This is a genomic window from Deltaproteobacteria bacterium (genome assembly GCA_017302835.1).
GTDB lineage: Bacteria > Bdellovibrionota > Bdellovibrionia > Bdellovibrionales > Bdellovibrionaceae > UBA2316.
In genome coordinates, this window is record JAFLCC010000017.1 from 15,190 (window position 1) to 27,783 (window position 12,594).

Consider the following 12,594-nt stretch of genomic DNA (forward strand, 5'->3'; position numbering starts at 1 on the left):
TAATACTTTCTATTAAGATATCTTTATTTTTTTAATCTCATCAAATTCTCTACCACGTTGCCCTTTAGCTATTTCAATATTCAGTGATTCTTCAGCTAGCGCCTCTTCTGGATCTCTATTCTCATCAAAGGGTTTTTCATTGCTTGGAAACTGATTATGATCACTTCGATACCACAATAAATCCATCGAGCTTTCAAACCTATCGATCATCGAAACGAATACTCTATCTGGAGAAAAAATCACGTTGATAAAATTAAGCAACAATGAAAAAGTGATCCCTGAAATAGAAGATGACATGGCATAGGAAATTTCAAATAAAAATCGATCCATCACATTTTTGGTATTGTCCATGTCTTGCAAATTCATTCCACCCAGTTCTGGCAAGCCTTTGGCTATTCCCATAAAGGTTCCAAGGATACCTGCCACAACAAAGAGTCCTGGAAGGATCGTAACGACATCATTAAGACTAGATATCGGAAACACACCAAAAACCCTATTAAAACAAGGATTGTGATGAAAAGTAGCCTTTGTTATATGTAATAACTTAGGGGTCTCGTCAGTCCATTTTAAAAATTTTAATTGTTTCAATATGTCTTTAACCAACCACGAACATCCTTGTTTAACCAAAAATATCCTATCACTCCAACGCATGATTTTATCAGTGCGTCGGCGTAACATACGGTCTCGCATTTCAAAAATTTCATAATACGTTCTTTCTAACATTTTTTTAGATAGCACATAAAAAGAAACATTTTTTTTGTCATTTGGTTTTTCTGTTTCCATGAAAAGCGAAACTCTTTTCTCAAACTCTCGAGAAAACCATTCGTGGCGTTTTACCGTGTACCAAATCATGACTCGCAGAAAGGCACCCAGTATAAATACCCCACCCATTATGTAAGGTAGAGAGAGTATAAAATATTCTACCAATGTTTTAGTTCCCATGTTCCCATTCTCCTTTAATTATTTCTTTCCATCCATTCCAAATCTGATAATAACTCTTTGTGATTTTTTGCAATCGTTGACCTTACAAAAATCCACTCCCGGCGACACATTTTTAACTTTCATCACCTCAAGAAAACTTCTTCCAGAAACTTTCATGACTGGGAACATGTCTTTTTGGTGATCAAATTCCATCGTCTTGTCATCTATAATATGAGTAAAGATGGATTTCGCTCGCTGATAACTCAAATCCATGTTGTACTTTAAAGCTTGTTTGTCATTTTTGGCACTCGAGTTAGGGTCCACATATTTTCCCTTATAGGTCGGAGAAGCAAAGCCCACAATTTCAACTGCAGATATTTTTCCTTTTACTTTGTCGTTCCCAAATAAAGACTTCGCATACACGGGCATGGCTTTCTCAAGAACTGACTTCATATCTTCATTTAATTTGGCGGATCCCGATTCAAAATAAGAATCACCAAAATCGAGCATTACTTCCCCTGTCTGAAGATCGATATCAGCCTTCACGCCAGCTTTTTCAAATCCCTTTTTGATTTCCTTTGCAACGTCTTTGCGCAGATCTCTTTCTTCCAAGGCTTGACGAAGCTCTTTATCTTTGCTCCCTAAATCTTTTGACAGACCGGCAATTTTATTTTGCAAATCACGCTCTTTCTGTTCCGCTCTTTGTTTAAACTCGCCCTCTCTTTTGGCTCTTTCGGCGGCTCCTAATTTTTGCGCCCCTAGCTCTTTTTCAAAGGCCTTGCGATCACGGTCTCTCTCTGATTCATACTGTCCTTGCAAATCAGCGATTTTTTTATTGTACTCGCCTTCAACTGTTCCTAATTTGTTCTTAAGTTGGTCCGCTTCTTTTGACTTTACATTGAGGGCGGACTGGGTTTGTGCCAGACTTGATGACAATTCTCCAAGCTTGCTTTGCGATTGAGTTAATTCTTTTTGATAGGCCTGGTTGTCTTCATTAAGCTTATCAATGTTTTTCTGATTGTCCTCTTTCAATTTTGCCATTTTCTTCTGATAGGCCTGCTGAGTGATTTCTTTATTTTTAAGCGCCATCTTAAGATCATTCATTTTTTCATCTAAAGTTTCTTGAACCTGAGCTATTTTCATTTCACCTTCAGCAATCAACTTCTTTTTGGTTTCCACATCTTCATTGAGATTCGTAATTTGTTCTTCTTGGGACACAATGGTGACATCTTGTTCTTCGATAATCGAATCTCGTTTTTTAATTTTAGTTTTTGATAAGACATTGGCGTTAATCATATTGCGAACCATTTGCTGGTACTGATTAAGCGCTTCTTCTTTTTGACCATTCGCCAAAGAGGCCTGTCTTAATTTCTCTTTCTCGTCTTTGGCTTCTTCCTTGAGAAGAACTAACTTATCCATTAATTCTTGATAAGCCTTGAACTCTGATTCAGGCGCTTGAGATTTTAAATAATCTTTTTTTATCGACTCATACATTTTCAACTGACTTTTTAAATCCTGAACTTCAGTTTTGAGATTCTGGTTATCTACCTGCTGTTTCATGCCATTGGTTCCCGTTCGCAGTGAAGATGTGACATAAAGTAGCAAAAAAATAGTTGATAAACCTAAAAACAAATCTGAATAAGAAGTCCAAAAATGTCCATCATCTTGGTGATTTTTATGTTTTTCATAATTAAATGACATGTTTTCCTCTTTTGTTCTTCGATTCTCTATTCGAGAAAATCTAGATAAAACTAAATGCATTGACTTAGTTTTTTTAAAAAAACCGACTTTTGACCATGACCAACAAAGTTCTGCTTGATTTTAGTCGAGTGTTGAAAAATGATAGTTCCATGAAATATTGTATTTTATTTTTAGTGTGGTTTGTTTCCTTATGTTACCCGATTTATGTTCAAGCCTATGCTGATTTTATTGGCTATGGATACAGCTCCTGCATGACTTGTCACTACAATGGTCAAGGCAATGGTCCCCTGAATGACTACGGTCGTGGAGTTTTTGCTGCGGAAGTTATCTCTAAGTCTTTTATGAAATCTACGGTTACCGATGAAGAACTCTCAGAAAAAAGCGGTTTTCTTGGGAAGACCTCCTTGCCTTGGTGGTTTCGCCCGGGAGTTAAATACCGTGGGTTATGGTTTCAAACAAATCCTGGAAGCAAAGAAGCATTAAGTAAATTCGTCACCATGCAAGCTGATGCCAGCGCCGTGATTCATTTTGACCAAGATCAAAAATGGGTATTCGTTTCAAGTTTCGGTTACTATCCCGTGCCTGCTAATTTAAAAAATGATCCCAATAAACCCTCCGAGTGGATCTCTCGAGAGCATTACCTTCGCTACTTAAAAAATGATAATTTAATTTTCTTTGTTGGACTTATGGACAAAGCTTTCGGCATCAGAACTGTCGATCATACAGCTTTTTCTCGAGTCAAGACGGGGTTGGCCCAAAATGACCAAACTCATGGAGTGATGACCACCTATAAAATGGAACCTTGGGATTACACTGCCCACGCTTTTCTTGGAAATCTTTCCCAAGATGCCGATCTCAGGCAAAAGGGATTTTCATTAATGGCAGAAAAAGACCTCCACCAGTTTCATCGAATCGGCTCAAGCTTTATGATGTCACAAAACGATTATGTGAACTGGCTCCGCGTTTCCGCTCACTCCAAATTGGGTTTTGGCAAAGGCAATAGTTTTTTAACCGAAGCTGGCTACCTGCAAAATAAACCAAAAAGTGGCGCGACCAAAAATGGAGGCTATGCCATGGCTCAAAGCATGGCCCTCATCCGCCGCGGATTTTTCTTTCTTTCCCAAGCTGAGTATTTTAATCAATCACTTTCGACAAAGTCTCCCGATAATTTAAAATGGACCTTTGGGCTTGTCTCTTTTCCTTATCTAAAAACTGAATTTCGTTTAACCCTAGTCAATGGCAGAGACCTTTCAGATGAAACCACTGCTGGTGATTCTTGGGCTGCCCAAATGCAACTTCATCTATCTTTATAGAGGTTTTATGTTACGTTTCACACTCCTGTTTTTGGTTTTCTCAATTAAGGCTTTTTCCTTGCTCCTATCTGAACCGATACAGCTTGCAGAAAATGCCATTGTGATTGACGAGTCTACACTCATAGCCAAGCCCAAAAGCCCCTCTGAATCTAAATCCAAGACTCAAACGCAGTCCCAAACAAAATCTCAAGCTAAGCCAAAGAGTCTAACTAAACCTCAAACTCAACCTGTTGCAAAGTCAAATACGGCCAAAAAAGCCCAACCAAAAGCGCTAAAAATGAATGAGGGACTTACTTTTTCTGATGAAAGCCCCCAAATTCCACCCCTTTCCGAAGAAGAAACTAATTCTCCTGTGAAGGTGCCACCACCGGTTTCTTCTGCTCCCCCGCAATCATTGAACCCCAAAAAACAAAAGATTAGACCTCCATTGGTTCTCGACGAAAGCAGCGGAAGAGAGGAACCCAAAAATCCCATGGAGGTAGCCCCTACAGCCAATTCATCAAACACTGGACATTCCACTGTGAGCAAATCCAAGTTTAAAGATCGAAAAGCTATCACCATTGATTACAATACTTGGTACGAAACAATTAAAATTTTAAATAGCTCGACAAGCGCCTACTCTGATACGAAATCTCATTATTTTGGCGTTGGTATCTATTACGATCATACGATTTACGAAGAAAAATATGGTTATGCTTTTTCTCTGGGAGCTATCAGTGGAAATGCCCAGTCAGGGATAGTCAACACTGGCGAATACTACGAAAGAAGAATTTCCTGGCTTGGGTACCGAGTGGGAGGAAGGTTTTTTGTTCGCGCGAATACCCGAATAGACATTGGCCCTTCCATTTTAGTCCAATTTAAAGATACCAAATGGCCCGAAGAGGCCACCTTCAAAGTCATGCCTCAAATCAACCCACAATATTTTTTCTTTTTGGATACCCGTTGGAGGATCAGTTACCCCCTTGAATTGGTTCAATCTTTCGGCTTTCATACAAGACAATACTCAATGATCTGGAGACTAGGTTTTAATTACACGCTAAATTAAGTAGCTGTAACAAAATAAGGATCCTCATTGCTTTTCCAATATATCGGGAAGATATTTTAGAAATATTTTTGCCAAACTTGTTTCACAATTGACTCACTCCTTAAGAGAAAACAGTACATGCTTCTTTAAATTAGGAGTAGAAGTAAAAAAAAGGAGTTAGTTATGAAAAAAAGTATTGCTATGTTATTTTCTGTCTTAATATCTTTAGCCACTTTCGCTAAGGGGGATGGCCCAGTCGCTGCAGTTTGCAAAACTGATATTGAAAAATTTTGCGCCGGCAAACAGCATGTTGCTAAGGAAGTAAGAACTTGCCTTGAAACAAAAAAAACTGAACTATCAAAAGAATGCCTTCAAGTTCTTGAAAGTACTGGACCAGGAACTGGAATGGGAAAAGGTAATAAAAAGTAAATTTTTAGAATTCTAATTATTTTTAAGCAGAGTTTTTTAGAAGCTGACCTTCTTGGTCAGCTAAATCAGCCGATATTTCTGTCTTAAAAGTGTTCTTTTCTTGCAGTACAAGCCTCTGCTAAAATTCTTATGTAGATTATATCTGCAAATATGCATTTATAGAATGTATATTTGTGCATTTACAAAATCATTGTGAAAGAATAGCATGATAGCTGATGATCTTATTTACAATGTTCATCAGCGAGAATGTGCGTGAATAAAACAACTTTTCTTATGGCAATTGAGTTGTGCCCCAACCGATCTCAAGTGACTGCTGATGAGCTTTATCAGCGAAAACTAAATCATTAATCTTTACTTCGAGAAAATCAGAAACAACTTTAATGGGCGCCCTAACCAAGATCTCCATTTTTTGCAAATGAAAAAAGTATTTAGATTTAATAAATTTTCCCCCCATATCATTTATTACTCTCATTACATCTTTGGTTGTTCTCTGGGCATCACTGATGGGATATTTAGGCAATTCAGACCAACCATTTACATTAACTTCTTTTTGAGAAACCTCCATCATATTTATTTCAACACCATTTACTTTTGTCGTATCTGCGATTAGAATTTCACTTTCTCCCTTGAAAAAAGTTAATTTTACGTAAATTACTTGTTCTTTATTCTCTTGATTAAGAAAAACCTTCAAACGATCACTCATTTGAACTGATTTGTTTTTATAATTCTGAGAACAATTTAATAGATTTCCGGCATTGCTTTTGGCTGACAATAATATGAGAACTAAAAGACTCATTGTTTTTATAAGCATAATCGCTCCAATTTTGAAAAATTAAAGTTACTTCTGTTTAAAAATACCACTGAAACTTCTAAAAGATTTAGTTTTTTTACGACCATTTCAAAGTTTCGGTGTGAACACAAATTAGAAATATAATATATAACAAGATTCTAAATTTTTCACCTGTAGAGATTTAAACAAGATAACAAAAAACGTCACTTCCGAACGACTAACCTTAAGAACCAGAGGTCGTTGAATCGATTTTATGACAAAAGAATTTGTAGTACAGAATTAACACTTAGTGGAACCATGGCTATTTACTCAATATTATTGATCCAAGTTTTGATCAATTGCATTTCTGATTGAGAGAGATTGGGATTGCTTTGTGGCATGTCCCCAGCTGTGCCCGTATCATTTCCTCTGATTCGATTGTAAATAGAGGAATTCGTCGGATTTTTCTTAGTAACTAAATTCTTTGAAATGTAATCAGCCTCTGAATAACTTGTCCAAGCGCTGTGGCAGCTTAAACATTTATCTGCAACCACTTGTTTAGCAGCAACAAAAGCCTCGGTTCCAGAGGCCGAAGCGACGTCTGAACTTGAAGAGTTTTTTACTTTCCCACACCCCTCTAGCATCACTAAAAATACTAGTAACAATACAATCTTAATTCCCTTTTTCATTCTATTATTATGCCTTCTTTGTTCACTTTTGATCGAGCAATTTTATTTAAAAATCTCAAAAAAAGTCAAAGGTCTGGTTGAACTAGCGAATGTGCTAATCAATTATTTTTGGAACTCCAGAATTATTTTTTCTGAGTCTTTTCGTAATAGGACCCTAAAGTCGTGACAATCATGTCTTCAGCAAGCTGTGGCTCCAATTGATAATGAGAAACGAATAACTCAATGAGCTTTTCTACACTCACACGGCCATCCAGAGAGTTAAAAAGGTCGCCTTGAAAGCGAGCGAGCGCCTGCTGCTGAATGAGCTGAGGATCCAAAGGGATGGCCATTTTCTTATCTCTAAGCCATTCCGGATAGGTATTTATTTTTTCCACCTCCATATCGCGGACTTTAGTCCATCGAAATAAAAGTACGGACTCGTTTCTCGACTGCACTTCATTCGGATGAGATAGGTAAATCATCTTTTTAACTTCAGAGACCTCGACCTGAAAACCCCAAGCAGAAGCATTTTCCTTTAGTTCCTCTTCGGTATACATCAAGCTCTCGTTTGAAGAAGCATAACCCAAAGGACCAAAGTTAATCCACTGTCCTCCAAGTTTAAGTATTTTATTAATTCGTGTGCTTAACTGTCTTACATTCATGGGTAAAATATCGATCACCCATGGAGTTAAAACCAAATCCATACACCCTGCACGCAAGGGTAGATAGGCTGCATCAGCTAGCAGAAAGACCAGACCTTCAGATGCTGGATGAGGCGATTTAAGCTGATATTTAATTGCTGCTTGTTCGAGAGTCAGGGGAGCAACGGCAAAATCGTACAAACTCACATTTTCTTGTTTTTGCACACGGTGGGCGATTTTCGTTAACAATGGATTAAAATCAATAGCGAATGTTTTATCCCATTTTTGTTGGTGATGTAAATCAGTAGCTAGCCTTCCAGCACCAGATCCCAGCACCGCTACTTTTTTTATTTCAGAAACACCCTTTAAAATTTCACTGACAAAACTCAAAGAGATTTCATTTTCTTGAGTCTGCCACGCCCAATCTCGAAAAATATTCTTATGATAAAGAGTTAACGATTGATGCGAGGGAATCACAAACTCCCTCATTCCCCCGCTTTGATTCAATTCAGGAAGCCATTTTAAAAGCATTTCCAAATTATGACGATGGGCTTGTATTAAATTTTGCAAGCGCTTTTGAGTGGAAGGAACGAGCTTACCTTCGCTTAATTGGAGCTTTAAACTTTCTTTTTTCATTCTATGAAACTCAATTAAATCTCGAAATTTTTGCCGCCAATAAGACTCATAATTCCCAAGATTTGGAAAAAGCCAAGGCAGTTTATCAATAAGCGGAAATACATGTTTCCCGGTTGAAGATCGAGATGAAGATTGAAATCCTTCCCCATTCCACTCCAGTTCTCCACCATCGACTGGCGAAATTAAAAAGGGCAATAAATCACTCCAAAATTTAGACGTCGATGAAGGCGACGATGACGAATTAGACATAAATTGATTATTTATGAGTTTAAAAATATTTACTAGAACTATTTTCTAAGAGCTCACTTAGCATTTATCTGAGGGCTCCATTTTGGATCCAGAGTCTTATAGCTGCCAGCTCTTCCGCGCTTAACCTTGCTCCACCTCGTGGCATAAAATCATTACCGGGCCTTTCGACGGATAGAACAAGCCGCGAGCCAGCTGGGTTTCCTGCAATGATACGGTTGCTAGCAATTAAAGTGTCGTAGCTATCTAGGTTGGTTCCCCCTGCTGCGTTTCCTGCAGTGTGGCAGCTAAGACATTTTGTGTTAAAAATTCGAACCTTGATACTATTGAAAGTGGGTTCTAAGGTTGCGGACCCTCCTGGCAGAGCGATATTACCTGACGAATCTATGAGTCCTTCCATGATCCACTTATTTAATGCTTGTAATTCGTCGGTTGATAATTTTTTCGTTCCTGGAGGCATGCTTCCCTCTTTGATCACTCGGATGATGTCAGAGATTTCTGGCTGTCCTGGAATCACCAAGCGAGTATACAATAAATATCCTAAATCATTGATGTCTGAAATTCCCCCTTCGGGTTTATCAGGATTGTGACAACTCAAACATTTGGAGTTGAGAATATCCATAGCCTGTTTTCCTAACACATCCTGCTCGCTCATTCCTTCGAATGAACCCTGGTCAGAGTTGTTTGGAGCTCTCACCGCAGAGCAGTTTTGAAACATCAACACCAGGACCAAACAACCGAGGCAGGCCAAAAGACTGCGCTTTATTTTTTGAATTCGACTGCCTCTGACCGTACCTAAATTGTTTTCATTGTTTTCATTGTTTTCAATTTTCATAGGATTTCCCCTTAATTGTTCTTAGCCCCACTGAGCAACCAGGATTCTAGATCGAAATATTCTGATGCCGTTAATGGTTTTAACCGAGGCATTAGCAGGGCCTCAGTAGTGAATTTTCGCAAAGTTCTGCGATACATGAGACTCACGGGGACAATCACTTTATCTCCTTCAGCCGTGAAAGAAATGGAGTCAGCACCTGGCACCAAAATCTGCTTGTTACTTGAAATCATCAGCTCGTAATCCTGAATATCATAGCCCCCATCCCTCCTAACCGAATTGTGGCACTCCGTGCAGGTAGCAAATAGAGTCCCACCGTTACTCATCAATTTGCTAAAGGTAATTTCTGTTGAAGGAGGCTCTCGGTGCATTCTTTTATTAAAGACGATTCTTGCAACCTCGGTTCCCTGAGGGATTTGAACACTGCCAAGACCCGCTTCTAAACGCAGTGTTAAAACGCGGTTTGATTCATATCTTTCATCCCGAGCCGTTTTGATTGTGATCGGTTTTAAGGTTTCACCGGGAGCAAAGGCAAATGATGTGGTTCCCAATTTGTAATCCCAATCAAAACGGTTAAAGCTGGTCCCTACCACAGATCGTGCGACTTCAAAGTTCCTAGCCAAGGGGTGACCACAACCACCAGCTGATGGGCAAACTAAATTATATACGTCTGGCAAACAGCTTGTTGAATTAGTTACTCCTCCACTACACAAAGCGCTGGTGTCTGGGGTAATAGAAAAGGTAATGACCTCGGTGCTAGGCTTATCTAGAACGACGTTAAAACTCACTTCACCAGTATTGTTAGCCAACACCGTCCTGGTTCCTGTGAAGGATAACAAAACAGGAGGAGGCGGTGGGGGAATATTCGTTGTTTCTATGTTCTCAAAATCAAAGCTAAGCTTATCTTCAGCAAAGATAGCTCCGGCAATGACGATAGCGCCAGTGGATAACAAAGAACTAGGTAAGGCCGCTTGTGCGGTTTTTGGAATCTTTGCATCTAGATATCTAAAATTAGTACTATAGTTGATATAACGCCCATTAATTAAAGTAAATAGCCCTTTAATATGAATATCCTCGCTGCTTCCATAAATACGTGGTGAATGGACGGAAAAATATCTTTCAGTGCCACGAAGCACTTTATGAACAACGACTGAAAACTTCGCCCCTTTCAAATCAGGCACGCTTTTGTCCTTTAGCTGAATCAGGTCTTTAGCCAAATCATACTCAATAGTTCTTTCTTCTCCGTCGTTCATTGTTGGGATGATTTTGCCAATTAATCCAAAATTCGATCGGTCTTTAATACTTAAATTCTGCTGCGCTTCTCCAGTGCCGCCAAGGCACATATCATATTCTGAAAGAGCCTTAACCCATGTAATTTTAAGCTCATTGACAGCAACCGTATGTTGTGAACCAGTGTAGGGAGGGTTATGGCCATCGCTGATGGCATTGCTAGATACTTTGGAGTAACCAACCTGCATAAAATCCTTGTAAGCCACAACAGTATCAGGATTGGAAAATTGACCCTTACCGGGCCCTGTGGAATGACAAGACTTACAATTCGCAATCAAGAAAGGTTGATAACTTCGAGCATAAAAATTCATCAATTGATCCTCGCAAGGTTCCTCACTGAGCTGCTGGTTTGTCAGGGAGCTCAAAGACGATGATGATTCTTCTGCATCCTTTGGATTGCTGCAATTATTAAAGGCCACCGTGGTGAAGACCCCAACCATAAACAGCACTGATAGATTTTTTAACATTCGCAAATTCATTACGTCCCCCCAACAATCCTCAAATTAATTCCCATACCGACCCAATGCTAAGAAAAACTAAGCCAATCTAGGCAAATTAAACCAAACTAAGCCGAACCGTCTCAGTTAGACCTATCTACCTAACGTCTCGTCATACTACGCAGCCGCTTTACCATGTATCTTCACAATCTTATCCAAAGCCAAAGTGTCAAAGGTCCGATTGGTTTCTGGAATTCCTGACCACAACCCAAGTTTTCCATTAAAGGACAAATAGTTTGCAAAAACGGCCGCAGCGGCAATTTCTGAGTTTCCTCCCACTAAAAATCGATCATCCGCAGCTTCGGCATCCGGATCATTTTTCATATGTCCCAGCTGAGAATCGACAGACTCAACCGTTTCACTGGGGTCATAGGCCATCATGAACATGGCTCCAGCATCTCCACGATCTGCTGTGGGATCTACTCCTGGCGAATCCGACTTTGGCGTACCCACGCCTCCATCACTTACTAAATGAATAAACCCTGGAGAATTCATTACATGAAGTGATTGAATGATTCTCCCAATCACCACTCCTGCGTCGGTGTCCATTCGGTTCGTAGTCGCAAGATCAGAGCCATGATAATCATAACCGCCCAGTTCAATACTTATAGTTCCTGCATTCCCGTTAATTGCATTAAAAAGAAGAGCCGCATTAACATATGAGGCGTCCCCTCTCCCTGTATTGGCATTCAATCCCCAAACGGCAGCAAAAGCAGGATTGGTTCTAGGATCTAAGTCTAAGCCAGAAGGGTTTTCGATCAAATTCACATTGTCTTTATTTGCAGTTCCTAAAAGGCGATCCAACAAACTTCCACCCGTCATGCTAGCTAATTTCCTAGATTGAGCTTGGGATAGTTTTGCAGAAGCTTTGAAAAAACTGGTTTTCTGCGAGGCACTTAAACCACTCAGCCGATCAGCGACCCCCAATGCGTTGATAATATTATCGACGTTATTCACAATTAAGGGAGCGGGAGGCATGACAAAAGCGGTGGCATTGCTTACGCCAATTCCATTGTCCACACGACCCATGTTAGGTAAAATCTTTCCTTTCATCCCGGCTTTGGCAACTAGTCCCGAGCTATCAAATCTATTTGTGTCTGAATCGTTCTGAGATTGGAGGGGCAACCCAACAAAGTGAGTTTTAGCTAAAGCAGAAGTAGCTAAATTGGGAACAAGACTTGTTTGAACACCAGCTAAGAATCCAGATCCTGAATAAAAATTAGGTTTATTTTTAAAATGCCCGTCTTTTACAATTTGACCGACCAAATTGGCTGCAGATCCCAAACCTTGAAGTCCGTAGTGAGGCAATAACTCACGCCCTTCTGTTAAGGCAATCCAATTTCGAGTAGCTCCCCAACCGCCGTTCAGATTGACAGTGATAAAGGGCGCGAGCTTCGTGGCTGCAGCAGCTTTACACAATTCCTGTGCCTGGGCCAATCCAGACTTGGCAAACATGGTCATGAGCGAGGGCATGGTCATTGAAGCCATAAACGGAATGGCTCCGGAAGCTAAAAACTCCCTCCTCGTGACGGGTTTTCTTCCATGGTACAGTTTAGGTCTGTTGTTGTTGTTACCGTTGTTACTATTGTTGTTTTCCATTTTTAATTCTCCAATTTTTTAATTTTTA

General features: G+C 39.6%; 11 protein-coding genes. 3 read left to right on the forward strand and 8 right to left on the reverse strand.

Annotation, left to right across the window (positions count from 1 at the left end):
* Positions 1 to 12: 12 nt before the first annotated feature.
* Positions 13 to 891: a hypothetical protein gene (locus J0M15_14390; protein MBN8538239.1), complete on the reverse strand. Its 879-nt coding sequence runs from the start codon at positions 889 to 891 to the stop codon at positions 13 to 15.
* Positions 892 to 960: 69 nt separating this feature from the next.
* Positions 961 to 2,622 carry a microtubule-binding protein gene (locus tag J0M15_14395; protein ID MBN8538240.1) on the reverse strand — a complete coding sequence of 554 codons (1,662 nt, stop codon included), beginning with the start codon at positions 2,620 to 2,622 and terminating at the stop codon, positions 961 to 963.
* A 149-nt stretch (positions 2,623 to 2,771) separates the two neighbouring features.
* Here J0M15_14395 and J0M15_14400 point away from each other — a divergent pair, with 149 nt between their 5' ends.
* The 3 genes from J0M15_14400 (at position 2,772) to J0M15_14410 (ending at position 5,388) form a co-directional block, all read left to right on the forward strand.
* Positions 2,772 to 3,935 carry a hypothetical protein gene (locus J0M15_14400; GenBank protein ID MBN8538241.1) on the forward strand — a complete coding sequence of 388 codons (1,164 nt, stop codon included), beginning with the start codon at positions 2,772 to 2,774 and terminating at the stop codon, positions 3,933 to 3,935.
* Between the two features lie 7 nt (positions 3,936 to 3,942).
* Positions 3,943 to 4,980: a hypothetical protein gene (locus tag J0M15_14405; protein MBN8538242.1), complete on the forward strand. Its 1,038-nt coding sequence runs from the start codon at positions 3,943 to 3,945 to the stop codon at positions 4,978 to 4,980.
* A 162-nt stretch (positions 4,981 to 5,142) separates the two neighbouring features.
* Positions 5,143 to 5,388, forward strand: a complete 246-nt coding sequence (locus J0M15_14410) for a hypothetical protein (GenBank protein ID MBN8538243.1) — start codon at positions 5,143 to 5,145, stop codon at positions 5,386 to 5,388.
* 271 nt (positions 5,389 to 5,659) lie between these two features.
* On the opposite strand, the gene J0M15_14415 is transcribed toward J0M15_14410, so the two are convergent.
* The 6 genes from J0M15_14415 to J0M15_14440 form a co-directional block, all read right to left on the reverse strand.
* Positions 5,660 to 6,199 (reverse strand): hypothetical protein, encoded by a 540-nt coding sequence (locus J0M15_14415; protein MBN8538244.1) that lies wholly within the window; start codon positions 6,197 to 6,199, stop codon positions 5,660 to 5,662.
* A gap of 284 nt (positions 6,200 to 6,483) precedes the next feature.
* On the reverse strand, positions 6,484 to 6,846 hold the full coding sequence (locus tag J0M15_14420; protein MBN8538245.1) for a hypothetical protein: 363 nt from the start codon (positions 6,844 to 6,846) through the stop codon (positions 6,484 to 6,486).
* A gap of 122 nt (positions 6,847 to 6,968) precedes the next feature.
* Positions 6,969 to 8,351 (reverse strand): methyltransferase domain-containing protein, encoded by a 1,383-nt coding sequence (locus tag J0M15_14425; GenBank protein ID MBN8538246.1) that lies wholly within the window; start codon positions 8,349 to 8,351, stop codon positions 6,969 to 6,971.
* A gap of 64 nt (positions 8,352 to 8,415) precedes the next feature.
* The gene (locus tag J0M15_14430; GenBank protein ID MBN8538247.1) at positions 8,416 to 9,183 is read right to left on the reverse strand and encodes a c-type cytochrome; all 768 of its coding nucleotides are present in this window, start codon (positions 9,181 to 9,183) and stop codon (positions 8,416 to 8,418) included.
* A gap of 11 nt (positions 9,184 to 9,194) precedes the next feature.
* Positions 9,195 to 10,949: a hypothetical protein gene (locus J0M15_14435; GenBank protein MBN8538248.1), complete on the reverse strand. Its 1,755-nt coding sequence runs from the start codon at positions 10,947 to 10,949 to the stop codon at positions 9,195 to 9,197.
* Positions 10,950 to 11,084: 135 nt separating this feature from the next.
* Complete coding sequence (locus tag J0M15_14440; GenBank protein ID MBN8538249.1) at positions 11,085 to 12,566, reverse strand: hypothetical protein; 1,482 nt, start codon at positions 12,564 to 12,566, stop codon at positions 11,085 to 11,087.
* Positions 12,567 to 12,594 lie beyond the last annotated feature (28 nt).